The following is a 23,283-nucleotide window of genomic DNA, read 5'->3' on the forward strand; positions in this document are numbered from 1 at the left end:
ACCGTGTCCGTACTCCCGCCGGAGTACGCCCCGCGCTGTACTCCGATCCGACAGACTGTCGGTACACATGGTGTGTTTCATCACATGTGGCCCAGAAGTGGTGACGATTCTTGTCATGGGAACGCTGTTACCGGTGAGGTCAACGGGGGGAAAGGGGCGCGGATGTCGTCTCAACGGGGCGCTGCCGCCGGGCGGGAGGAACCGCCGCCGGCGGAGCTTCGCGCCGCGCTGACGCGGGGTCTGCAGGAGCAGTTTCCGGGGGTGCGGGTCTGGTACGGCGACGCGACCGGCTCATGGTGGGCCCTGGTGCCCACCCTGGGAGGCCCGCGGCTGGTCGAGGCGCCCACGCCTCAGCAGCTGCGCGACGTCATCATGAGTGCCCGTTCCCGGGGGTGACGAGCCCGGACTCGTAGGCCAGCACGACCAGCTGCGCGCGATCGCGCACGCCGAGCTTGCTCATCGCGCGGCTCACGTGCGTCTTGGCGGTGAGCGGGCTGACGACGAGCGCTCCGGCGATCTCGTCGTTCGACAGCCCGCGCCCGACCAGCCGGACCACCTCCCGCTCGCGCGCGGTCAGCAGCGTCATCGGCCCGGCGTGCGCGGTCGCCGCGCGCCCCTCGGGGCCATGCCGGACGAACGCCTCGATCACGGCGCGCGTCACCGCGGGCGCCAGCAGCGAGTCGCCGCCCGCGACCACGCGGACGGCCTGCTGGAGGTCCTCGGGTTCGATGTCCTTGACCAGGAAGCCGCTCGCTCCCGCGTGCAGCGCCCGGAAGACGTTCTCGTCCTCGGCGTAGGTGGTGAGCACGACGACCCGCACGCCGCCCAGCGCCGGGTCGGCCGTGATGCGCCGGGTGGCGGTGAGCCCGTCGATCTCGGGCATCCGCAGGTCCATCAGCACGACGTCGGGCAGGTGCCGCCGGGCCATGGCGACGGCGATGCCGCCGTTCTCGGCCTCGCCGACCACCTCGATGTCGGCCGCCGTCTCCAGCAGCACCCGGAACCCCGCCCGCACGAGCGACTGGTCGTCGGCGAGCACCACCCGGATCACCCCTGCCTCCCCGATCACGCCGTGTCCCCGATCACGCCGTGTCCCGGGGCAGCCGCGCGGTGACGACGAAGCCGCCGTCGGGGCCGGGCTCGGCGGTGAGCGTCCCGCCCAGCCCTTCCGCGCGCTCCCGCATGCCGTTCAGCCCGTGTCCGCACTCCTCCTCGGACCCCACCCCGTCATCGGCGATCTCCAGGACGACGTCCTCCGGCTCGTACGCGACGCGCACTCGCGCGTTCACCTCGGAACCCGCGTGCCGCAGCACGTTGGTCAGCGACTCCTGCATGATGCGGTACGCGGCGTGGTCCACGGCGGGCGCGAGCTCTCCCGAGGTCCCGGTGACCGCCAGCTCGACGGGCACCCCAGCCGCCTGGACCGCCTCGACCAGCGCCGGCAGGCGTTCCAGTCCCACCCCGTCGGCCTTGTCCGCAGGCTCGGCCCGCAACACTCCCAAGGTGTCCCCCATCTCTCGCAGCGCGCGTTTGCTGGTCTCGCGGATCGCGCTGAGCGCCGTGCGGACGTCGTCGGACGCCGGGTCCTCGCCGTGCACGTGCAACGCCGTACGCGCCTGGACCGTGATCGTGGCCATGCTGTGCGCCACGGTGTCGTGCAGCTCGCGGGCGATCCGGACCCGGTCCTCGGCGACCCGCCGCGCCGCCAGGATCTCCCGTTCGTCGGCCGCCAACCGCAACCGCTCCTGCGTCTCCTCCGCGAGCGCGCGGCGGCTCCGTACCACCTCGGCCAGCAGGATCACGGCCACCGCCAGCCCGCCGTTCGTCAGGAACTCCGACAGCGCCTGCAGGGCCTCGATCTGCTCGTTGAAGACGACGATGAGGTAGCCGCCGACGTAGAACGTGGAGATCACCCCGACGGCCCAGCGCAGATGGCCCGCCATGACCGCCGAGTAGAGCGGCGGGGCCAGGACCGTGATCGGTGATATCCCCGGATAGTCCGACGAGTAGTAGGCGAACAGCACCAGGCTCGACAACAGCAGCGCGGCGAGAGGCCGGTGCCGGTGCAGGAAGATCGGCAACGTCATGAGGACGCCCAGCGTGTAGGCGAACGCGTCGGGCGTTCGCGACCACGGCTCCTGCGCCTCATGGATCATGATCGCGTTGATCAGCCCGGCCACCGTGGCGATCCCGGCATCGATCGCAAACCGCCGCAGGCCCGTCATGAGGTCACCGTACGCCCGCCACGTCGCCCGAGTAGAGCGATCTTGACGCTAGGGGCGGGTGAGGACGGCGGCACTGCCATAGCTGCCGCCGAAGCCCGTGCAGAGGGCGACCTCGGCATCGCGTACCTGAGCGGTGCCGGTGCCGCGCAACTGGCGCACGGCCTCGGCCACGTTGTTGAAACCGTGGACGTAGCCCTCGGAGAGAAGGCCGCCGTGCGGGTTGACCGGGACGCGGCCGTTCCAGGCGATCTCCCGCGTTCGCAGGGCGTGGCCGAGGTCTTCGCGCCGGACGAGACCGAAGTCCTCCAGCTGGCGGGGCACCAGCCAGCTGTACGCGTCGTAGAGGAGCGACACGTCGATGTCGCCGGGCTTCATGCCGGCGGCCTCGTAGAGGGGCCCGGCGACGTACGACGAGAAGATCCTGGTGACATCGCCGGCCTTGTCCATGGTCGAGGCACCGGGACCGCCGCCGCGGACCACGGCGTGGATCCGGGGCGCCTCCGGGGCGAGGTCGGCCTTCGTGACGACGAGCGCGCAGGCGCCGTCGGTCTCCTGGCAGCAGTCGAGCCGCCGGAGCGGCGAGGCCACCATGGGACTGTCCCGGTAGGCGGCCAGGTCGAGGGGCTCGCGGCGCAGGGCGCGCGGGTTGCCGGCGGCATGCACCCTGGATTGGGCGACCACGGCGTAGGTGTGCTCGTCGGTCAGCCCGGCGTCGTGCAGGTAGCGCTGCCCGGCCAGGGCGAACTGGTGGACGGGCCCGGCCATGCCGTACGGATGGGTGAACTGTTCCTCGGTCCCCTCCCCCAGCTTGAGGCCGAGGGTGTTCATGCGGCGGCCGGAGCGGCCGTTGAGCGCACGGTAGACGAGGACGCTGTCGGCGATCCCCGCGGTGACGAGCATGGCCGCGTCGGCGAGGATCGACGCGCTCTGCGTGCCGCCGCCGTAGATCTCGTTGTGCCACCCGATCTCCGGGAGCCTCAGCTCGCGGGCCAGGTAGAGGACGGGCGCGGAGTCGTTCAGGTGATAGCTGAGGATCGCGCCCGGCCGTTCGACCGCGCCGCCCGTGGCCTCGGCCGCCTCCGCGAGCGCGACGCGAGCCGCCTCGGCGGCCAGCTGCAGCTCGGTCCGCCCAGACGCGCGCGACAGCTCGGTCATCCCAATGCCCGCGATCGCCGCCCGTCCTGCGAACCCCTGGCCTCCCACCGAACGCCTCCTCGATCTCCCGTCAGCTGAACGCCTACCCGCATTCGCACGCGAGCGCGCTAACGGGTCGTGAAGCGAGCCGGAGGCGAAGCTTCACGAGAGATCGCGAAGCGATGTCGCGCTCGCCGCTTTTGCGGTTCGGGATCCGAGCCGCCAGGCGAGGATCCCGAGGCCGCGAAAGCAATAAAGCAGTGCCGCCTGCCGGGACGGGGCGCGATCCATCCCGACAGGCAGCTTCCCGCGAAACTAGCCGTATTCGAACGCGTAGACAAGCGCTTGCTCGGTTGAATTACCTTGAATACGGCCCTAGAGCTCGTACTGGATGGCGGCGCGTTCGGCGAGGATCGGCTTGATGTACTCGTCGACGACCGCTCGATGGGCCGGGTGGTCGCGGTAGGCGACGTAGGCGTCCTGATCGGCGAAGTCGGCGACCACGACGAAGTCGTGGTTGCCCTGGTTGACGCCCGCGTCGGCGCCGACGCTGAACGACGCGATCTCGGGGATCACACCGGTCAGCCCGGTCAGGCGCGCGGCCACCTCGTCCTGCTGGCCGGTGGTCGTGCCCGCGGCCCACTTGAACATCACGACATGCCGAAAACCGCTCATGCCGAAACCGTAGCGCGGCGGAAACAGGCCGGTCAGACCGAGCCCAGCTCGGCGGCGACCGTGGCGCCCAGTTCCCAGCACGCCTCCAGGTCCGTGCGGGCCGGCTCGCCGGTCACGACACGCGGAGGGAGGACGGCGCGCCACTTCAGGCCGGTCGTGATCGATTCGAGCGCGCGGAGGGCCCCGGTGGCGTCGTTGTTGCCGTGCAGGTACGCCCCGTACGGCCGCCGGACGGTCTCTTCCAGGCACGGATAGTAGATCTGGTCGAAGAAGTGCTTGAGGGCACCGGACAGGTAGCCGAGGTTGACCGGGGTGCCGAGCAGGTAGCCGTCGGCCCCCAGGACGTCCACGGGCGAGGCGGTCAGCGCGGGACGGGAGATCACCTCCACGCCCTCGATCTCGTCGGTCGTCGCGCCCGAGCGCACCGCCTCGTACATCGCCTGAAGGTTCGGCGACGGCGTGTGGTGGACGATCAGGAGCTTCTTCATCACTTCCGACCCTAGGCCACGTCCCTACGGTGGCTTCGCCGTGAGGGGTTGCTGGCCGGGCGGTCAGGCCACGCGGGCTTAGTCTGTTGGGTGCCGCCGATCATCGGAGGTGTGCTGTGGAGGACGCGAAACCCGCCTGGCCGCTCGCCCTGGCCACCACGCTGGTCGCGGCGCTCGTCGCGGTACCGGTGATGGAGGACGCGCCGGGATGGATGCTCCGGCTGTCCGTGCTGGCCACCGGCCGTCCGCTCGCACCCGCCCACGCCCTGGCGCTCGCCCTGGCGCTGGGACTCGTCGCGCGCGGCGTGCTGCTGCGCCGCCGTGCCGCCTGGTACGGCCTGGTCGCGGTGGTGACGATGGGCGTGCTCGCGGTGCTGACCGGGGACGACCCGGCCTGGCGGCTGCCCTTGCTGATCGCCGCGCTGGTGGCGCTGTGGCTGCGCCGGGACGGCTTCACCGTCCGGCCGCATCCCGAGCGGGTCCGGACGGCTGTGCGCACCGGGGCGGTCCTGGTCATCGGCTCGGTCGTGGGAGCGGTGTCGTTCGGCGGCGTCTCCGTCCGCGCGGTCGCGGGTGACGTGGCCAGCGGCCTGGGTGCGACGGGCGGGCCCATCCACGGCGCCGCGTGGCTGCCGGGTGTGCTGGCGCTGGTGGGCGCGGCCGGTTTCCTGGTCATCGTGGTCAGCCTGCTCGCGCCCGATCCCGCACCCCCGCCGGGTGGCGAGGACGAGCGGCACCGCGTCGCCCGGCTGGTCGCCCATCCCGGCTCCGACACGCTTGCGCCGTTCGCGTTGCGCCGGGACAAGTCGTACGTCTTCAGCCCGGACGGCCGGGCCGCGATCGGTTACCGGGTGCTCTTCGGCCTCGCGGTGGCGGGCGGGGATCCGGTCGGCGACCCGCGTTCGCACGACGCGGCGATCGGGGCGTTCCTGGCGCTGACCCGGCGGACCGGGTGGCGCCCGGCGGTGCTCGGCGCGAGCGCCGAGCTGCTGCCCCGGTGGGGACGGCTGCGCTCGTTCGGCTTCGGGGACGAGGTCGTCGTGCGGCCCGCCGAGTTCAGCCTGGCGGGACGCCATATGCGCAACGTCCGGCAGGCGGTGAAGCGCACCCGCAACTCCGGTGTGACATCGGAGATCCTCCGGGAAGGCGAGCTGGAGCCCGGGCTACGGGAGCGGCTGATGGACGTGGCGTCGCGTTCGCTCGGGGGCGCGGCCGAACGCGGCTTCTCGATGAACCTGGACGAGCTCCTGACCGGCTACCACCAGGGCGCCATCGTGGCCGTGGCGTACGACGCGCAGGGAGTTCCGATCGCGTTCCAGCGGTACGTGACGGCGGGCGAGGGGATCAGCCTTGACGCGATGCGGCGGGTGCCCGGCGCCCCGAACGGCGTCAACGAGCGGCTGATCGTCGAAATGATCGAGTACGCCCGGGAGCGCGGTCTCAGCGTGGTCTCGCTCAACTTCGCCGCGTTCCGCGAGCTGCTGGACTCCGGCGAGCGCAGCGTTCTGGAGAAGGCCGGATACCGGGCACTGCACCTGCTCGATCCGTGGATCGCGGTGGAGTCGCTGTACCTCTTCGACAGGAAGTTCCGCCCTGGCTACCGGCCTCGTTCCATCGTCTTCCGGTCGTGGTTCGACATCGTGTGGCTGGCCGCCGCCCTGCTCACGCTGGAGTTCGGCCGCACCCGCCCGGCCGCGGCGGCAGAGCCCGCGCTCGCCGAGCCCGCCGGCCAGCTCGAACGCCCCTGATCGCCACCCGCTTCTTCATTGAGCACGAGTTCTTCTTCGAGCACGGGGACACCTGTTAGGCTTCCCAAGCGAGCGCTTGGTACGTAATGATGGGTCAGGCGTCGGACGCCGCGGCGGCGGTACCGCGTGTCGACCGCCGGGCCCGCTGGAGAAGGAGCCGTACACGTGGCTGACCGCCCGATGAAGTTCTCGACCTTCCACCTCTTCCACCAGAACGCGGGGCAGTCCGCGCGGGAGGTGTACGACTACCAGATCGAGATCGTCGAGCTCCTGGAGGAGCTCGGCTTCGACGGGGTGTGGGTCGCCGAGCACCACTTCCGGGACTACGGCGTCGTTCCCAACATCTTCAACCTGCTGTCCAACCTCGCAGCACGCACGGAGAAGCTCCGGCTGGGCACCGGGATCGTCGTCCTTCCCCTGCACAACCCCATCCACGTGGCCGAGGAGGCCGCGATGGTGGACCTGCTGTCCGGCGGGCGGCTGGAGGTGGGGATCGGCCGCGGCTACCAGAGCATCGAGTTCGAGAACTTCGGGCTCGACCTGAGCGAGGCCCGGGACCGCTTCAACGAGTGCCTCGACATGATCCTCGGGCTGTGGACGCAGAACGACTTCGAGTACAAGGGCCGGTTCTACGAGACCACGAACCCGCTGACGCTGATGCCCAAGCCCGTCCAGCGCCCGCACCCGCCGCTGCATGTGGCGGCGGTCAGCCCCGAGACGGTGGAGCTGTACGCGGCGCGCGGCATCCCGATCCTGGCCGACCCCGCAGCCCCGTTCAAGAAGATCGCGAAGGCCGCCGAGACCTGGCACGCGACCGCCGCCGCCAGCGGCATCGACACCACCGGGATGGAGCTGGTGGCGAGCCGTTCGGTGTACGTCGCGCCGACCGTGGAGCAGGCCCGTGAGGACCAGGCGCGCTTCGAGGCGATGTTCGACCGGTCGCGCATCTTCAACGTGCAGAGCGCGCCCATCGACCCCAAGACCGGCCAGGCCGCCAAGGGGTTCGAGTACTACCAGCACCGCTACCTCAAGGGCGGCTCGGTCGACAACGACTTCCGCTGGGAGCAGCTGGAGGTCATCGGCGACCCGGAGCGGGTCATCGGCCAGATCAAGACCATCCAGGAGATGGGGTTCACGAACCTCATGTGCGACTTCGGCTCGACCCGGCCCGTGCCGATCGAGGAGATGAAGAAGGTCCTGAAGTTCTTCGCCGCAGAAGTCATGCCGGCGTTCCGTTAAGGAGGCGCGATGTCCGTCGTACAACGGTTCACTCTCGGGGACGTCCTCAGCGAGCATCGGCGCGGCCGGCCGCTCGACACCGCCGTCGTGGACGGCGACGTACGGTTGACCTATCCCGAGCTCGACGACCGGGTGAACCGCCTGGCGCACGCCCTCGCGGCGGACGGCGTCACCGCGGGCGAGCGCGTGCTGTGGCTCGGGCAGAACTCCTTCCGCGTCCTGGAGCTGCTCGTCGCCTGCAACCGGCTCGGCGCCATCTTCTGCCCGGCCAACTGGCGGCAGAGCGCCGACGAGCTGGCGTACGTCCTGAACGACCTCACGCCGAAGGTCGTCGTGTGGGAGGAGTCCGAGGCGGTCGAGAAGGCGCGAGGCCAGGTCACCCTTGACGCGCGCTGGGTGCGGTCCGGCGACGAGTACGAGTCGTACCTCTCCGGCGACACGAGCGAGCCGGCCCACGCCGACGTGCTCTCTGGCACGCCCGCGCTGGCCCTCTACACCGCCGCGTTCGACGGGCGGCCCAACGCCGCGCTGCTCAGCAGCACCGCGCTGATCTCCCACAGCATGTCGCTGCTGCACATCAGGCAGATGGAGAACGGCTTCACGTTCCTGGCGTGCGGTCCGCTGTTCCACGTCGGCACGATGATGTTCACGCTCGCGACGTTCCAGATCGGCGGCAAGCTCGTCTTCACCCCGGCGTACGAGCCGAAGGAGGTCTGCCGGCTCATCGACGCCGAGAAGTGCACGCAGGCGTTCCTGTTCGGCCCGATGATCGACGGCCTGGTGGAGGCCAACAAGGACGGTGCGTACGACCTGTCCTCCCTGCACTTCGTCTCGCACTCCCCCGAGTGGGACAAGATGATCACGGTCGACGACAGCCCGTGGTGCGCGTCCAAGATGGGCGGCTACGGGCAGACCGAGGTCGGCGGCATGCTCACGTTCCTCGGTCTCGGCATGGGCGGCGCCGGGTACGCGGGCCGCCCGTCGCCCCTCGTCCACGTGCGCATCCTCGACGCCGACGGCTCCGAGGTCGCGCCGGGCGAGGTCGGCGAGATCTGCGCCCGGGGCCCGAGCATCTTCTCCGGCTACTGGAACCGCCCCGAGCTGAACGAGGCGAAGGCGGCGGGCGGCTGGCACCACACCGGTGACCTGGGCCGGCGTGAGGACGACGGCACGATCACGTTCATCGGCCCCCGGCTCCGCATGATCAAGTCGGCGAACGAGAACATCTACCCCGCCGAGGTCGAACGCGCCCTCAAGTCGCACCCGGCCATCGCCGACGCCGCCGTCATCGGTGTGCCCGACGACCGCTTCGGCCAGTCACCGAAGGCGATCGTCGTGCTCAAGGAAGGCGAGACCGCCACGGCCGACGACGTCATCGAGCACGTGCGCGGCGAGATCGCCTCGTACAAGAAGCCGCGCGAGGTGGCGTTCGTCGACGAGATCCCCAAGCGCGGCTACACCCCCGACTACGACGCGCTGGACGAGCAGCACGGCGGCGGCGCGTACCCGGGCAGCTAGAGACCCCCGGCGGTCAGAGAACGGCCACGGGATTGACCGGACTCGCGGTGCCCCCCTCGATCCTGAGGGGGGCCACCACGAGGAGGAAGTCGGTCCGGCCCGTCTCGGCGAGCTCCTCCAGCCAGAGCATCTCGGCGAGATGGATGCCGTGCCGCCACAGGAGGATCATGTGCAGGTCGTCGGCGAGCCCCTCGTCGGCGAGCTGGCGGCCGTTGAGCCCCCCGATCGCCGCGTTGTCGCTGGCCACCATGCAGACGTCGCGGGCGGCCAGCCAGCGCCCGCCGTCCGCCGACAGGCCCGGCTGGCCCGCCCAGTAGGCGTCCGGGCCGTCCTGCCAGGTCAGCGGCCAGCCCGTGCGCACGACGGCGACGTCACCTGGCCGCACCTCGACGCCGCAAGCCTCCAGATCGTCCGGTCCGATCCGGTCCTCGGCCGCCAAGTGGTCCACTCCCCGCAGGCGCGGGACGTCGAAGAGCACGCCGCGCGCCACGACCGGGCCCGCCTTGTCGATGCCGCAACGCCCGGCGCCGTACGAGCGCACGCGGTCGGCCGGGTGCCCGTTGTAGAGCTCCTCCCCCGACCACATGTGGCACAGGGCGTCCATGTGGGTCGTGGTCCCGTGCGGCGTCACGACCAGCGCGTCGTCGGCGACCTTCAACCCGGCGCCGATGGCCCGCGTGCCGGCCGCGTAGTCACCACCGTCGACCGACATGAAGTGTTGCGGCAACGGTCTCCCCCGCAGGTGCGGGACGGTGGTCGGGGCGGGCGACGACGTGGCACCCCGGATCGGCAGCGACAGGCTCAGCGCCCGCCCCTCCCGCACACAGCCGGCGGCTGCGACGATGACCTCCGGGCTGAGCAGGTTGAGGGCCCCGCGTTCGTCATCGGCACCCCAGCGTCCCCAATTGTTCGACTCGTCGACCATGATTCGGTTAAGCCTTTCCCACACACACACTTTGAAAGGACCGCGCTTGACTTCCTCTCCCTCGTGAATGAGGGGGATTCCTACGGCTCGCGCCGTGGGGGTTTCTGTTTCGTTGCCGATTGCCCGCCCGGAGTGCTCCGTTGAGGTCTTACGCCGGCTCCACAGACAGACACCGCCAGCCCGGCGGCCAGGATGTTGTTGGCTGCGTTCACGTCCCGGTCGTGGGTCGTGCCGCAGCCGCACGTCCAGGTGCGGACGTTGAGCGGCATTTTGTCCTGCAAGGCGCCGCAGGTCGAGCACAGCTTGGAGGAGGGGAACCAACGGTCGACCGCGATCACTTCGCGGCCATACCAGCTGGCTTTGTATTCCAGCATGCTCCGGAACTCACTCCATGCCGCGTCGCTGATGGCGCGAGCGAGTTTGCCGTTCTTCAGCAGGTTCCGAACGGTCAGGTCCTCGATCACGATCGTTTGGTTCTCACGAACGAGCCGAGTCGTCAGCTTGTGCAAGGTATCGCGCCGCCGGTCTGCGATGCGGGCATGGATCCGGGCGACCCTGCGACGGGCCTTGGCCCGGTTGGCGCCCTCGCCCTTGGCTTTGCGGGACAGGTGCCGCTGAGCCTTGGCCAGCCGGTCCCGGTCGCGGCGCTCGTGCCGAGGGTTGGTGATCTTCTCTCCAGTGGAGAGGGTCAGCAGATGATCAAGACCCGCATCCACCCCGACCGCAGTATCAGTGGCTGGCAGCAGCCTGATCGTGGGGTCTTCCACCAGCAGGGACACAAACCAACGCCCGGCGGTGTCGCGGGAGACCGTCACCGTGGAGGGGGCCGCGCCCTCGGGAAGAGGCCGGGACCAGACGATGACCAGCGGCTCGCTCATCTTCGCCAATGTCAGCCGGCCGTCGCGGAACCGGAACGCGCTGGTGGTGTATTCCGCGGACTCGCGCGACTTCTTTTTCGATTTGAAGCGCGGGTATTTGGCCCGCTTGGCGAAGAAGTTGGTGAACGCCGTCTGAAGGTGCCGCAGGGCCTGCTGGAGTGGGACGGAGGAGACGTCGTTGAGGTAGGCCAGTTCTTCAGTCCTCTTCCACGCCGTCAGCAACGCCGACGTCTGGTTGTAGTTCACCCGCTCGGCCCGCAGCGTCCACGCCTCGGTACGAGCCTGAAGCGCCATGTTGTAGACCTTCCGCACACACCCGAACGTGCGCGACAGCTCAGCTGCCTGCGCATCGGTCGGGTAGAAGCGGTACTTGAACGCCCGCTTCGCGCGAGTGGTCCCCATGTCTCACAAACTAGTACCTCGTCCTGTGACCCTGCAGTGGTTTGTGGTAGACGCTGGTTCGCCTGGACGGCGAATCGGCTATCGCTGTCCTGCTCGGCAGGAGTCCGTTTCCTCCCCGGTCTGAAGACCGGGGTATCCCCGAAGGAGATCCGATGACAACCGTGCAGGGCCACTGCGATCCGGCGTTCTCGGCCGTCCGGGACGTCTTCGAGCAGAACTTCGCCGACGGCCGCGAGCTCGGGGCGGCGGTGGCGGTCTATGCCGGGGAGCGCAAGGTCGTGGACCTCTGGGGCGGCGTCGCCGACCGCCGGACCGGTCGTGCGTGGCTCGCGGACACCCCCTGCTTCGCGTTCTCCTGTACGAAGGCGGTGACCGCGACCGCCGCGCTGCTGCTCGCCGAGCGCGGCGCGTACGACATCGACGGGCCGGTGACCAGCTGGTGGCCGGAATACGGGATGCGCGGCAAGGAGGGCACGACCGCCGCCCATCTGCTCTCCCACCAGGCCGGGCTGCCGGCGTTCGCCCGCCCGGTGAGCGCGGAGGAGGCGGCCGACGCGCCCGCGCGGGCCGCCGAGCTGGCCCTCCAGGCGCCGGAGTGGGAGCCGGGGACGGCCCACGGCTATCACGCGCTCACGTACGGATGGCTGGCGGGCGAGATCGTGCGGCGCCATTCGGGCCGGCTGGTCGGCGAGTTCGTGAAGGACGAGTTCGCGGGCCACCTGGACCTGTGGATCGGCTCCCCGGACGACGTCATCGACCGCGCCGCCAAGCTCAGCGCCGGGCGCCGGTCGCCGCAGAACGGGGCGGACTCGCCGCGGGCGGTCGGGGACGACAACGTGCTCGAACGGCTGGCCAACGCCTACGTCGACCCGGACAGTCCGCTCAACCGCTCGCTCAACAACCCGCACCCCGGCAAGGGTGGCTACAACAACCCGGTCGTGCTCCGGGCGGGCTGGCCCGCCGCCGGGATGATCGCGACCGCGCCCGCGCTCGCGGGCTTCTACCGCGACCTCATCGCGGGCAGGATCCTGCGTCCGGACACGCTCACCGAGGCTCTCAAGCCCCGGGCGAACGGGGCGGACCGCACGATGCTGGTGCGGAGCGCGTTCGGCCTCGGCTACATGCGTCCCGCCATGACGTTCTTCACCCCGGCGGCCGGGCGGCAGCACGCCTTCGGCCACACCGGCGCGGGCGGCTCGATCGGGCTCGGTGACGCCAATGCCGGGCTGGCCGTCGCGTACCTGCCGAACAACATGGGCGACCAGCTCTCCGGCGACCTGCGCGCCTACCGCATCACGGAGGCGGCCTACGCCTCTTTGACCTGAGTTCACGGGGTCAATGCATCGTGATGCCGCCGCTGACCGACAGGGTCTGGCCGGTGATGTACTCGGCCCGATCGGTGCAGAGGAAGGCGACGATGCCCGCGATGTCGTCAGGGCGGCCGATGCGACGGAGGGGGATCTGCTTGGCGAGCTTGTCGAGCAGTCCCGGGTGCTGGTCGGACACCGCCCGGACCATGGGGGTGTCGGTCGGGCCAGGGCACACGACGTTGCTGGTGACCCCGCCGCGCGCGGCCTCACGGGCGAGGGTCTTGGCGAGCCCGAAGAGCCCGGCCTTGGTGGCCGCGTAGGCACCCTCGCCCCCGGATCCGGCCCGGGCGCCGTCGGACGAGATGAAGATCAGGCGTCCCCAGCCGCGTTCGGTCATGCCGGGCAGCAGGCCCCGGGTGAGCTGCATCGGCGCCCTCAGGTTGATCTTCCACATGAGGTCCCAGGCCGCGGGGTCGCTGTGCACGAACGGCTCGACGATGCTGACCCCGGCGTTGTGCACGAGGATGTCGACCTTGCCCGCCTCGGCCACGAACCGGTCGATGTCTGGCGGGTCGGTCAAGTCCACGCGCAGCGCCGTCCCGCCCAGTTCCTTGGCGACAGCTTCAGCAGCGGGCAGATCGATGTCGGCGATGACCACCCGCGCTCCGAGCGCCGCCAGGTCGGCGCAGATCGCGCGGCCGATGCCGCCCGCTCCCCCGGTGACGACGGCCGTACGGTCGGACAGGCTCAATCCGTCCATGCCCGTCACCCCCATGCCTTGGCGAGTTCGACGCTCGTCGTGCGCGCGGCGAGCAGGCTGATGGTGTTGGCCATGACCGCGTCCCCGTATTCGACAGGCATCCCCGCGACCGCGTCGGTGAGGACGACGACCCGGTAGCCGAGGTTGACGGCCTCCAGGCAGAGGCCCGGGATGCCGAGGTTGAGCGAGAGCCCGATGGCCACCACCGTACGGGCTCCCAAGGAACGCAGCGTCTGGTCGAGAGACGTGCCGGTGAACGGCGAGAAGCCGTGGTAGCGCCGCGACTCCAGATCACCCGGGTCGTACAGCTCGGGCAGTACCTCGATCGCCCCGGTGCCCTCCAGCATGTGCCCGGGGTCCTTGAGGAGGCCCTTGATGAACGGGGTGTTGTCGGTATGGCTGCCCGCCCGGTCGGCGCGGAACGCGGCCGTGCACTGCACGACCCGCACACCGGCCGCCCGGGCGGCCGCGACGGCACGGACGGCATTGGCCACCACGCCACGCTCGTCGCAGGCCTTGACCAGGTCGGGGAACTTGGCGAGATCCCCGGCGACGCCCCGCTGCATCTCCATCACGAGCAGCGCGGTGTGCCGGGGATCGGCCAGGTCAGCAAGATCGATCGCCACGGCCTCCACGATACTGACCTAGCACTTGCTTGGGTAGCCCGCCCGGTAGCGTTGCCGTCCATGGAGGTCCAGGAACTGCACGCATGGCCGTCGAGTCCCGAGGAGGCCAAGGCGCTCCAGGATCGGCTGCGGCCGTCGCTGGAGCTGGGCGACCCGGGTCCGCAGCGGCCCGCGACGATCGCCGGACTGGACGTCTCGTACGCCGACGACGGCGGCCGGTTGGCGGCGGCCGTGGTGGTGCTGGACGGCGTCACGCTGGAGACCGTCGAGGAGGCCGTGGTGACGGGTGTCGCCGCGTTCCCGTATGTCCCGGGGCTCTTCGCGTTCCGTGAGCTGCCGACGCTGCTGGTAGTACTGCGGCGGCTCGACACCACGCCCGACCTGCTGGTGTGCGACGGCGCCGGGCTGGCCCATCCGCGCCGGTTCGGGCTGGCCTGCCACCTCGGCGTGCTCACGGGGCTGCCGACCATGGGGGTGGCCAAGACGCGGCTGTTCGGAAAACACGACGAGCCGGGCTCGCGGCGCGGCGCGACCGCGGACCTCCTGGACGACGGCGGCGAGGTCGTCGGGCGGGTGCTGCGTACGCAGGACGGCGTCAAGCCGGTGTACGTGTCGGTCGGGCATCGCATCGATCTCGACACGGCCTGTCGGCACACACTCACGCTCTCCCCCGAATTCCGGCTCCCGGAGACGACGCGGCGCGCCGACCGACTGTCGAGGGCCGCGCTGCGCGACGCCTGATCGGACCCTTGTCCGACCAACCAAGCGTGCGCTAGGTTGGGCCGCGATGGACCACCCGCGCCCCGTGCCCGTTCCCGCGCCGCTGACCGAGCCGTACTGGACGGCCTGCCGGCGCGGCGAGCTCGCGCTCCAGCGCTGCTCGGGGTGCGCACGGTTCGTGCACTTCCCCGAGCCCACCTGCCCGTTCTGCGGCGGCGAGCGGCTGTCGTACGAGACGGTCGGCGGCCGCGGCGCCGTGCACACCTTCAGCGTCGTGCACCGCAGTTTCCTGCCCGGTTTCGAGCCGCCGTACGTCGTCGCCTGGGTGGACCTTCCCGAGGGCGTGCGGGTGTTCGGCGACGTGACCGGGTGCACCCCCGAGGACGTGCGGATCGGGATGCCGGTCGGGGTGCACTTCACCGAGCTGGACGGCTTCGGCCCGATCCCCACCTGGAGGCCCGCATGACTCGTATCGGCAACGTCCTCTACGGCGCCAAGGACGTGGACGAGGCCGTCCGGTTCTACCGCGACGCGCTCGGCCTGGCCGTGAAGTTCCAGGACGGCGGCCGGTTCGCGGCGCTGGACGGCGGCGGCACCACGTTCGCGATCGCCGGCCCCGAGGAGGACGTGACCGGCGGGACGCCCGCGGTGTCGTTCAAGGTCGATGACGTCGCCGCGCTGGCGGCGAAGCTGACCGAGGCCGGCGCGACGCTGGTCCGCGGTCCCGAGGAAGGGCCGCACGAGGTGCGCGCCGTGCTGCGCGACCCCGCCGGCAACCCGTTCGTGCTCTACGCGAGCCGCAAGTAGCCCCCCGCCGCCCATCCCTCTGCCGGAGTCGAAGGAGAGACCAGCCGTGGCGCGAGAGAACTCCCCCTTCAGCAACTACGCCTACGCGATCCTGACCGCGAACGCGCTGCGCACGCCCAACAAGGTGGCGCTGACCTACTGCGGCGACCAGAGCTTCACCTATGACCAGCTGAACCGGAAGGTCAACAGGGTGGCGCACGCGCTGCTCTCGGCCGGGGTGACGCCGGGCATGCGGGTGGCCTCGCTGATGAACGAGACGCTGCACGTCGCCGAGGTCTACCTTGCGCAGATGAAAATCGGCTCCACGGTCGCCGCGCTCAACCCCTACTGGCCGGCCGACACCCTGCAGCAGGTGGTCGAGCATTCCGAGTGCACCGCGTTCGTCTACGACGCGACGGTCGAGGAACTGGTCGACTCGATCCGGCCCAAGCTGCCGAACGTGAAGTTGTGGCTGCGGGTCGGCGGCGCAGGGACGGACTCGGTGGATCTGGACTCGCTCGCCGAGAGCGCGAGCGATGGGGAGCCGCCGCTGGGCGGCTTCGGCAACGACCTGGTGGCGCTCTACTACACCTCCGGCACGACGGGCCTGCCCAAGGCCGTCATGCACACGCACTTCAGCTCGCTGTCCATCGCCCAGATCTGGTTGGACGTGGACCGGGACCAGGACTCGGTGATGGGCACCGGCGCCATCATCTGGGGCATCGGCTTCCCCGCTCTGGTGGGCCCGGCCTTCTACGCGGGGATGAAGCTCGTCCTGGAGCAGGATTGGGGCCCGTCCAACTTCCTCAAGGTCGTGCCGCGCGAGAAGGTCACGCACGTCAGCCTCATCCCGAGTTTCTTCTCCGCGCTGCTGGGCTCCGACGAGCACGAGGGCGTCGACCTCTCCTCGCTCAAGGCCATCATGCTCGGCGGCGAGCCGCTGCTGCCCGCGCTGCGGGAGCGCATCATGGAGCGGATCCCCGGCGCCGCGATCTACAGCTACTACGGGCAGACCGAGGCGCCGTACACCTGCTTCGGCCGCCAGGACGACGGCAGTCAGGACATCTCCGCGTCGGGCCGGGCGCGCATGTCGTGCGCGGTGCAGATCACCGACCCGAACGGCGCGCGCGTCGTCGGCGAGGTCGGTGAGATCAACCTCAACGGCCCGCACGTGATGGTCGGCTACGACAAGCAGCCCGACAAGACCGCCGAGGTGCTGAGAGACGGCTGGTACGTGGGCGGCGACCTGGGCCGGATGGACGAGGACGGCTTCCTGTACGTGATCGGCCGCCGCGAGGACGCCATCCTCAAGGGCGGCCAGTGGACGCAGCCGGTCGAGGTCGAGGGCGCCGCCATCAAGGTCGACGGTGTGGCGGAGGCCGGGGCGGTCGGCGTGCCCGCGCACCCCGAGGGCCAGGACGCGGTCGAACAGAAGATCCTGCTGGCCGTCGTCCCGCGCGCCGGGACCACGCTGGACGCCGAGGCGGTGAAGGCCGCGCTGGCGGAGAGCCTCCCCGTCCACCTGACACCGGACACGGTCGTCGTCGCCGACGAGCTGCCGCACACGCAGGACGCCTCCGGCGGCCCCGGGAAGCTGCTGCGCCGCGGCATCCGTGACCAGTACGCCGACCAGGTGGGCTGACTTGAGCCATCTCCCTGAGCACGTCGTCAAGGCATGGGTCTCGGGGTTCGGGGTGGACGTGCCGCGCGGCGCGACCGCCACGACCCACGAAGGACTGGAAGCGGCCGCCGCGGAGCTGGCCCCGCCGCTGGTCGTCAAGGCGTACGGTCCCCAGTTGCTCCACAAGAGCGATGCCGGGGCCGTCCGCCTGAATCTGGGCTCGGCGGGCACCGCGGCCGCGGCCGGCGCCGAGATGCTCTATGACCTCGCCGGGCAGGACATCGTCCCGGACGGCTTCCTGGTGGAAGAGCAGGCCGCGCCCGGCGTGGAGGTCATCGTCGGCGCGGTCCGCGATCCCGCGTTCGGGCCGGTCCTGCTCGTGGGCCTCGGCGGCGTCTGGACCGAGGCCCTGCGGGACACGTCGCTGCGGCTGTGCCCGATCACCGAGGCCGACGCCCGCGCCATGCTCGACGAGCTGCGCGGCAGGGCCCTGCTGGACGGCTACCGCGGCCAGCCGGCCATCGACAAGGACGCCCTGGTCAAGCTGCTGCTGGCGGTGGGCGGCCCCGGCGGGATCGTCGAGGCCCTCGGCGAACGACTCGTGGAGTTCGAGCTCAACCCCGTGATCTGCACCCCCTCGGGCGCGGTGGCCGTGGACGCCCGGCTCGTCGGGCCCGGCTCGCTCGACGGGCCGTCCACCACGCCGGCTGAGACCGCGGTTCCGCAGGGAGACTTCGGCCGGTTGTTCGCGCCTCGGGGGGTCGCGGTCGTCGGGGCCTCCACCAAGAAGCCCAACTTCGGGAACATGTTCCTGGGGTTCTACAAGGTGATGGGGTTCAAGGGACGGCTCGTCGCCGTGCATCCGGCGGCCTCCGAGATCGATGGGGTCCCGTGCGTCCCCTCGCTGGCGGAGGCCGGGGACGACATCGACTACGCGTTGGTGGCGGTGCCTGCCAAGCAGTGTCCTGATGTCGTGCGGCAGGCTTCTGGAATCTCCTATGTGCAGGTGATGAGCGGCGGCTTCCGGGAGATGGGGAATCCGGAGCTGGAAGCCGAGCTGCTCGCTGCCGCGAGGGAGGCCGGTGTACGGCTGCTCGGCCCCAACTGCATGGGCGTCTATTCCCCCTCGGGCGGCCAGACGTTCATCGGCGGCGAGCCCGGACGGCCGGGCAGGATCGCCGTCATCTCCCAGAGCGGCGGGCTGGCGGGCGAGGTCATCAAGGTCGGCGAACGCCGCGGGCTCTCGTTCTCCAAGGTGGCGACGGTCGGCAACAGCGCCGACGTGACGCCCGCCGAGCTGCTGCGGTATCTGGCGGACGACGACGAGACCGGCTCGATCGGGCTGTATCTGGAGGACCCGCGCGACGGGCGGGGGCTCTTCGAGGCGCTGCGCCACGTTCACAAGCCGGTCGTCGCGCTCATCGGCGGGCGCAGCGGGCAGGGGCAGAAGGCCGCCGCCTCGCACACCGGCGGCATGGTCAGCGACACCCGCGTCTGGTCGGCCCTGGGCGAGCAGACGGGCATGGCCATCGTCACCAGCCAGGACGACCTCATCGGCACGCTGGACTTCTTCGACCTGCACGGCGGCCGGAGCGCTCCGGGCACGCCACCCGGAACACAGAAGGAGATCCTCGTCATCGGGCCGAGCGGCGGCGCCAGCGTGCTGGCCGCCGACGTCTTCGACGCGGCCGGGCTGGACCTGGCGGCGCTGCCCGAGGAGGCACGGGTCGCGCTGAAGGAGCTCGGGCTGGGCGCGGGCAGCTCGCTCGCCAACCCGCTGGAGATCCCGGTCGGGCCGCGCGGCAACCCCGACCTGGTGCGGCTCGCGGTGACGGCGATCCTGGCGGAACGGCCGTACGCCGACGTCATCACGCACGTCAACGTGCAAAGCTTCTTCACCTTCGGAAGCAGCGCCGACCCGCTGCTGGCCTACACGCGCAGCGTGGGCAAGCTCCAGGAGGAGCTGCCTGCCACCCGGATCACACTGGTCACGCGCAACGCCGAGTGCGCGCCGGCCGGGGTGGAGGACGCCGTGCGGGAGGTCGCGCGGGCAGCAGGGGTACCTGTCTACCGGAACATGGAGGCCGCGGCGGTCGCGGTGGCCGCGGGCAAGAGGAGCGCGCATGGGACAGCTTGACGGCAAGGTGGCACTGATCACGGGCGGTGCCCGCGGCATGGGCAAGTCCCATGTGCGGCGGTTCGTGGACGAGGGCGCCAAGGTCGTCTTCGGGGACGTGCTCGACGAGGAGGGCGCCAAGCTCGCCGCCGACCTGGGCGACGCCGTGCGGTTCCTGCGCATGGACGTCACCGCCCCGGACGACTGGCAGGCCGCCGTGGACACCGCCGTCGAGACCTACGGCGCGCTGCACGTCCTGGTGAACAACGCCGGCATCATGCGGCACAAGAAGATCGAGGACATGGCGCTGGAGGAGTTCACGCGGGTCCTCGAGGTCAACCTGGTCAGCCAGTGGCTCGGGATCAAGGCCGTCACGGCCGCGATGCGGGAGTCGGGCGGCGGCTCCATCGTCAACGTGTCGTCGACCGAGGGCTTCATCGGCGGGTCCGGTCTCGCCGCGTACAGCGCCAGCAAGTTCGGCGTGCGCGGCCTGACCAAGGCGGCCGCGCGCGAGCTCGGCGAGTACGGCATCCGGGTCAACTCGATCCATCCCGGCGGCGTGCTCACCGCGATGTCGCTCCAGGAGGACGTGGTGGCCGCGACCGCCGAGGCCGCCGACGCGTTCATGAAGGCGCTGCCCCTCGGCCGGATGGGCAAGACCCGGGAGGTCTCCGGCCTCGTCGTCTACCTCGCTTCCGACGACTCCTCGTACTGCACCGGAAGCGAGGTGCTCGTGGACGGCGGCATGCTCACCGGCGCGGGGTTCTGACCGGCTCCTGACCGGGGCGGCGCTCGGCCCAGCCCTCCGCCTTCTCCAGCTGGGCGGCCAGGGAGATGAGCGTCGCCTCGTCGGAGTCGTGGCCGAGCAGTTGCGCGCCGATCGGCAGTCCCGAAGAGCTGAACCCGGCGGGGACGTTCACGCCGGGCCAGCCCAGGACGTTCCACGTCCACGCGTACGGGCAGGCCGCGGCGACGCCCGACTGCGTCTTCTGGTAGCCCGCGCCGTCGAACGCGCCCACCTTCAGCGGCAGCTGCGCGGTCGTCGGGGTGAGCACCACGTCCGCGTACTGGAAGATCCGGCCGACGCGCCGACGCAGGCCCGGGTCCATGCGCTTGGCCAGCGGCAGCAGGCGCCTGCCCACCAGCCGTCCGAGCTTCGCCTCGACCGCGGTGCGCGGCTCCGGCACCGGGTTCGGAATCGAGTCGAGCCAGTCCGCCACGCCCGCCGTCCCGCGCGGGACCAGCCCGAGGGCGACGAGCCCGTAGTCGGGGTCGGCGGGGAAGACCTTGTGCCCGAGGTCGGTCAGCCGCCGGGCGACGCGTTCGACGGCGAGGCGGATCTCCGGGTCGAGCCTGCCGCTGACGCCGAACGCCGTCTTGAACGAGATCGCGATGCGCAGCCGCCCCGGATCGCGCGTCGCCGCCGCCGCGAACGGCGTGCCGGGGGCGTCCAGCTGGTAGACGTCCTCCGCGTGGCATCCGGTGAGGACGTCCAGCAGCAACGCCGCGTCCCCCACGGTCCTCGCCAGCGGCCCCCAGACGGTGATCCCGTTGAACGGATCACGATGCGGGAAGCCCGAGACCCGGCCGCGCTGAGGCTTGATCCCCACCAGTCCGGTCCAGGCCGCCGGGATCCGGATCGAGCCCGCGCCGTCCGAGCCCACCGCCGCCGCGACCATCCCCGCGGCCACCGCGGCCGCCGAGCCGCCGGACGAGCCGCCCGGCGTGTGGTCGGGGTTCCACGGGTTGCGCGCGCACCCGTACCCCGGCGACTCGCTGAACGGCCACAATCCGATCTCGCACGTCGTCGTCTTGCCCACGATGATCGCGCCGGCCGCGCGCAGCCGGCGCACCTGCTCGGCGTCACGAGTGGCGGGCTTGTGGTCGCCCATCACCGCGAACGGCGTGGTCTCCCCCGCCAGGTCGGTGTCGTCCTTGATGGCCACCGGCACGCCGAGCAGCGGCAGACGTTCTCCATCCCGCAGCCGCTTGTCCGCCTGGGCCGCCTCCGCCAGCGCCGCCTCGGCCCGCACTACCCGGAACGCGCCGAGCTCCGCTCCCGCCTCGATCCGCGCCAGCGAGTGCCCGACCAGCTCCACGGCCGAGATCTCGCCGCGCGCCAGCAGTTCCGCCTGCTCGGCCAAGCCCAGATAGTCGCGCACGACCGCCCCTCTCACGTATCGTTCGTTCGAACGAACGATAGCGCCCGCAAGGGCCGTCCGGAAGACTGGGCCGGTGAGCACCTCGCAAGCAGCACGTGACCGGATCCTGACCGCCACCCTGCGGCTGATCGGCGAGCAGGGCATCGGCGCCGTGACCAACCGCGCGGTCGCGAAGGCCGCCGGCGTCTCGCTCGGCTCGCTCACCTACCACTTCCCGAGCCAGACCGACCTGCTCCGGGAGAGCCTCCAGACCTTCGTCGACTCCGAGATAGCCCGCATCACCGCATACGCGACCCGGCTGCGCGACTCGGACGTCGACCCCGACCAGGCCGCGGACCTGGTCGAGAAGGCCATCATCGAGTTCGCGTACGGACCCGAGCAGATCGCCAACCTCGAACTCCACCTGCACGCCGCCCGCGACCCCGGCGTGCGCGACACCTCGGCCCGTTCGGTCGCCGCCTACGACCGCCTCGCCACGGCCGTCCTCACCGCGCTCGACATCCCCGACGCCGAACGCCACGCCCCGGCCGTCGTCGCCATGTTGTACGGGCTCGCCGTCCGGCGCCTGTCCACCGGAGACACCTCCGCCGCCGGCACCGCCGACGCGTTCCGTCTCCTCCTGCGCGGCGCCCTCAACCCCGGCTCGGACTAGGACGTCAGGGCGTCTCTGACCGGCCCCGGGAACGCCTTCGGCCCGCACGGCCCCCGAGCGGGGTTACGGGCCGTACGGGCCGGAAGCTCGTCTCAAATCAGGAAGCTAAGTCGGAACCTCAGCCGACGTTCACCGCACTCTCCAGCCTGTGCACCTCCGCCGTGTCTCCGATGTGACACCTGAGACGTTATGGCTCTCCACTCCCGTAAGGAACGCGCTTAAGCCTCCTTTAAAGAGCGCCTGAGGAGGGGCTAAACAGAATCGGGCGCCAGGGACGGAAACGCCGATCCGGCATCACTTTCCACACGCTGAGCAACCGATCCGAATTGCGGGCGTTCGCCGACCGGAACAACGGAACGTCCCGAATCAGGCCCTCAACAGGGGTCCAGGTAGGTACGATCTTCATGATCGACGACTTCCCCCGTCAGCCTCCTGGAGGTGGCTCCATGTCCGAACGCAGGGAACCGCCATGGCGGCTGCCGACCGCCGCCGAGGCGGAGACCGTGATGCCGCCCGAGATCGACACCACCAAGCCGCACACGGCGCGGATCTACGACTACATGCTGGGCGGCAAGGACAACTTCGAGGCCGACCGCCAGGTGGCGGCGCAGGTCCTCCAGGCGATCCCGGACATGCAGAACACGCTCCGCCTCAACCGGCAGTTCCTGCGGCGCGCGGTCCGCTACACGGTGCGCCGCGGCGTGACGCAGTTCCTCGACATCGGGACCGGCATCCCCACCGCCGGCAACACGCACGAGGTGGCGCAGGAGCTCGCGCCCGAGGCGCGCATCGCCTACGTCGACCACGACCCGATCGTGCTGGCGCACGCCCGGGCGCTGATGGCCGGCGACGGGCGCGGCCGGACCACGTTCGTGCAGGCCGACCTGCGCGAGCCGGAAAAGATCCTCAGCGCCACCGAGATCCAGAACGTGCTCGACCTCGACAAGCCCGTCACGCTCATGCTCGTCTCGATCCTGCACTTCATCCGCGACGACGAGGACCCGCACGGCATCGTGGCGCGCCTGGTGGACGCGCTGGCGCCGGGCAGCTACCTGGTCCTGTCGCACGCCTCGCTCGACCCCAATCCCCAGCAGGGTGCCGAGGGCGCGGCGCAGTGGCGGAACGCCTCGTCCACCATGACCATGCGGTCCCACGCCGACATCCTCCGGATGTTCCAGGGCGTCGAGCTGGTGGAGCCCGGCCTGGTGAGTGACTGGAATCCCGACGGAGAGCCCGACGAGCCCGGACTGAGCCTGGCCAACGTCTGGGGTTACGGCGGCGTGGCCGTCAAGCGCTGA

At 70.8% G+C, this 23,283-nt stretch carries 23 protein-coding genes; 13 read left to right on the forward strand and 10 right to left on the reverse strand.

The window, feature by feature from the left end:
- Nucleotides 1-162: 162 nt before the first annotated feature.
- Nucleotides 163-396, forward strand: coding sequence for a hypothetical protein (locus tag F8566_RS39980; protein WP_151567804.1), 234 nt, complete (start codon nucleotides 163-165; stop codon nucleotides 394-396).
- Here the strand turns inward: F8566_RS39980 and F8566_RS39985 are convergent.
- From F8566_RS39985 to F8566_RS40005, 5 genes are all read right to left on the reverse strand, one after another.
- A complete protein-coding gene (locus tag F8566_RS39985) occupies nucleotides 371-1,051 on the reverse strand; it encodes a response regulator transcription factor (RefSeq protein WP_151568133.1) in 681 nt (226 codons plus the stop codon). The genes F8566_RS39980 and F8566_RS39985 overlap by 26 nt on opposite strands.
- 31 nt (nucleotides 1,052-1,082) lie before the next feature.
- Nucleotides 1,083-2,225 carry a sensor histidine kinase gene (locus tag F8566_RS39990; RefSeq protein ID WP_151567806.1) on the reverse strand — a complete coding sequence of 381 codons (1,143 nt, stop codon included), beginning with the start codon at nucleotides 2,223-2,225 and terminating at the stop codon, nucleotides 1,083-1,085.
- A gap of 48 nt (nucleotides 2,226-2,273) precedes the next feature.
- Complete coding sequence (locus tag F8566_RS39995; RefSeq protein ID WP_404800390.1) at nucleotides 2,274-3,428, reverse strand: thiolase C-terminal domain-containing protein; 1,155 nt, start codon at nucleotides 3,426-3,428, stop codon at nucleotides 2,274-2,276.
- A gap of 306 nt (nucleotides 3,429-3,734) precedes the next feature.
- Nucleotides 3,735-4,034, reverse strand: a complete 300-nt coding sequence (locus F8566_RS40000) for a Dabb family protein (RefSeq protein ID WP_151567808.1) — start codon at nucleotides 4,032-4,034, stop codon at nucleotides 3,735-3,737.
- Between the two features lie 32 nt (nucleotides 4,035-4,066).
- A complete protein-coding gene (locus F8566_RS40005; protein WP_151567810.1) occupies nucleotides 4,067-4,522 on the reverse strand; it encodes a flavodoxin family protein in 456 nt (151 codons plus the stop codon).
- Nucleotides 4,523-4,638: 116 nt separating this feature from the next.
- Between F8566_RS40005 and F8566_RS40010 the strand changes: the two genes are divergently transcribed.
- The 3 genes from F8566_RS40010 (at nucleotide 4,639) to F8566_RS40020 (ending at nucleotide 9,027) form a co-directional block, all read left to right on the forward strand.
- On the forward strand, nucleotides 4,639-6,270 hold the full coding sequence (locus F8566_RS40010; RefSeq protein WP_151567812.1) for a bifunctional lysylphosphatidylglycerol flippase/synthetase MprF: 1,632 nt from the start codon (nucleotides 4,639-4,641) through the stop codon (nucleotides 6,268-6,270).
- 180 nt (nucleotides 6,271-6,450) lie between these two features.
- Complete coding sequence (locus F8566_RS40015; protein WP_192810112.1) at nucleotides 6,451-7,509, forward strand: LLM class flavin-dependent oxidoreductase; 1,059 nt, start codon at nucleotides 6,451-6,453, stop codon at nucleotides 7,507-7,509.
- A 9-nt stretch (nucleotides 7,510-7,518) separates the two neighbouring features.
- The gene (locus F8566_RS40020) at nucleotides 7,519-9,027 is read left to right on the forward strand and encodes an AMP-binding protein (protein ID WP_151567816.1); all 1,509 of its coding nucleotides are present in this window, start codon (nucleotides 7,519-7,521) and stop codon (nucleotides 9,025-9,027) included.
- A gap of 13 nt (nucleotides 9,028-9,040) precedes the next feature.
- On the opposite strand, the gene F8566_RS40025 is transcribed toward F8566_RS40020, so the two are convergent.
- Both F8566_RS40025 and F8566_RS40030 read right to left on the reverse strand, forming a co-directional pair.
- Nucleotides 9,041-9,952 (reverse strand): cyclase family protein, encoded by a 912-nt coding sequence (locus F8566_RS40025; protein ID WP_151567818.1) that lies wholly within the window; start codon nucleotides 9,950-9,952, stop codon nucleotides 9,041-9,043.
- 80 nt (nucleotides 9,953-10,032) lie between these two features.
- On the reverse strand, nucleotides 10,033-11,232 hold the full coding sequence (locus tag F8566_RS40030) for an RNA-guided endonuclease InsQ/TnpB family protein (RefSeq protein WP_151567820.1): 1,200 nt from the start codon (nucleotides 11,230-11,232) through the stop codon (nucleotides 10,033-10,035).
- Between the two features lie 152 nt (nucleotides 11,233-11,384).
- On the opposite strand from F8566_RS40030, the gene F8566_RS40035 reads away from it, so the two are divergent.
- Nucleotides 11,385-12,557, forward strand: a complete 1,173-nt coding sequence (locus tag F8566_RS40035) for a serine hydrolase domain-containing protein (protein ID WP_151567822.1) — start codon at nucleotides 11,385-11,387, stop codon at nucleotides 12,555-12,557.
- A gap of 10 nt (nucleotides 12,558-12,567) precedes the next feature.
- Here F8566_RS40035 and F8566_RS40040 read toward each other — a convergent pair whose 3' ends face one another.
- The gene (locus F8566_RS40040; protein ID WP_151567824.1) at nucleotides 12,568-13,302 is read right to left on the reverse strand and encodes an SDR family NAD(P)-dependent oxidoreductase; all 735 of its coding nucleotides are present in this window, start codon (nucleotides 13,300-13,302) and stop codon (nucleotides 12,568-12,570) included.
- 5 nt (nucleotides 13,303-13,307) lie between these two features.
- On the reverse strand, nucleotides 13,308-13,928 hold the full coding sequence (locus F8566_RS40045; protein ID WP_151567826.1) for an isochorismatase family protein: 621 nt from the start codon (nucleotides 13,926-13,928) through the stop codon (nucleotides 13,308-13,310).
- 60 nt (nucleotides 13,929-13,988) lie between these two features.
- Between F8566_RS40045 and nfi the strand changes: the two genes are divergently transcribed.
- From nfi to F8566_RS40075, 6 genes are read left to right on the forward strand one after another with little or no spacing between them, the layout of a single operon-like run.
- Nucleotides 13,989-14,669, forward strand: a complete 681-nt coding sequence (nfi, locus tag F8566_RS40050; RefSeq protein ID WP_151567828.1) for a deoxyribonuclease V — start codon at nucleotides 13,989-13,991, stop codon at nucleotides 14,667-14,669.
- Between the two features lie 46 nt (nucleotides 14,670-14,715).
- The gene (locus tag F8566_RS40055; RefSeq protein WP_151567830.1) at nucleotides 14,716-15,114 is read left to right on the forward strand and encodes a Zn-ribbon domain-containing OB-fold protein; all 399 of its coding nucleotides are present in this window, start codon (nucleotides 14,716-14,718) and stop codon (nucleotides 15,112-15,114) included.
- Entirely contained in the window at nucleotides 15,111-15,455 is a 345-nt protein-coding gene (locus tag F8566_RS40060) for a VOC family protein (protein ID WP_151567837.1), read from the forward strand. The genes F8566_RS40055 and F8566_RS40060 overlap by 4 nt, the downstream gene beginning before the upstream one ends.
- 46 nt (nucleotides 15,456-15,501) lie before the next feature.
- On the forward strand, nucleotides 15,502-17,076 hold the full coding sequence (locus F8566_RS40065) for a class I adenylate-forming enzyme family protein (protein ID WP_151567839.1): 1,575 nt from the start codon (nucleotides 15,502-15,504) through the stop codon (nucleotides 17,074-17,076).
- A gap of 1 nt (nucleotide 17,077) precedes the next feature.
- The gene (locus tag F8566_RS40070) at nucleotides 17,078-19,192 is read left to right on the forward strand and encodes an acetate--CoA ligase family protein (protein ID WP_151567841.1); all 2,115 of its coding nucleotides are present in this window, start codon (nucleotides 17,078-17,080) and stop codon (nucleotides 19,190-19,192) included.
- A complete protein-coding gene (locus F8566_RS40075; protein ID WP_151567843.1) occupies nucleotides 19,179-19,940 on the forward strand; it encodes a glucose 1-dehydrogenase in 762 nt (253 codons plus the stop codon). Before F8566_RS40070 ends, F8566_RS40075 begins: the two co-directional genes overlap by 14 nt.
- Here the strand turns inward: F8566_RS40075 and F8566_RS40080 are convergent.
- On the reverse strand, nucleotides 19,921-21,333 hold the full coding sequence (locus F8566_RS40080) for an amidase (protein ID WP_225993943.1): 1,413 nt from the start codon (nucleotides 21,331-21,333) through the stop codon (nucleotides 19,921-19,923). The two genes, F8566_RS40075 and F8566_RS40080, sit on opposite strands and share 20 nt — an antisense overlap.
- A gap of 73 nt (nucleotides 21,334-21,406) precedes the next feature.
- On the opposite strand from F8566_RS40080, the gene F8566_RS40085 reads away from it, so the two are divergent.
- Both F8566_RS40085 and F8566_RS40090 read left to right on the forward strand, forming a co-directional pair.
- On the forward strand, nucleotides 21,407-21,985 hold the full coding sequence (locus F8566_RS40085) for a TetR/AcrR family transcriptional regulator (protein WP_151567847.1): 579 nt from the start codon (nucleotides 21,407-21,409) through the stop codon (nucleotides 21,983-21,985).
- A gap of 446 nt (nucleotides 21,986-22,431) precedes the next feature.
- Nucleotides 22,432-23,283: an SAM-dependent methyltransferase gene (locus tag F8566_RS40090; RefSeq protein WP_151567850.1), complete on the forward strand. Its 852-nt coding sequence runs from the start codon at nucleotides 22,432-22,434 to the stop codon at nucleotides 23,281-23,283.

Source organism: Actinomadura rudentiformis, assembly GCF_008923185.1.
GTDB lineage: Bacteria > Actinomycetota > Actinomycetes > Streptosporangiales > Streptosporangiaceae > Spirillospora > Spirillospora rudentiformis.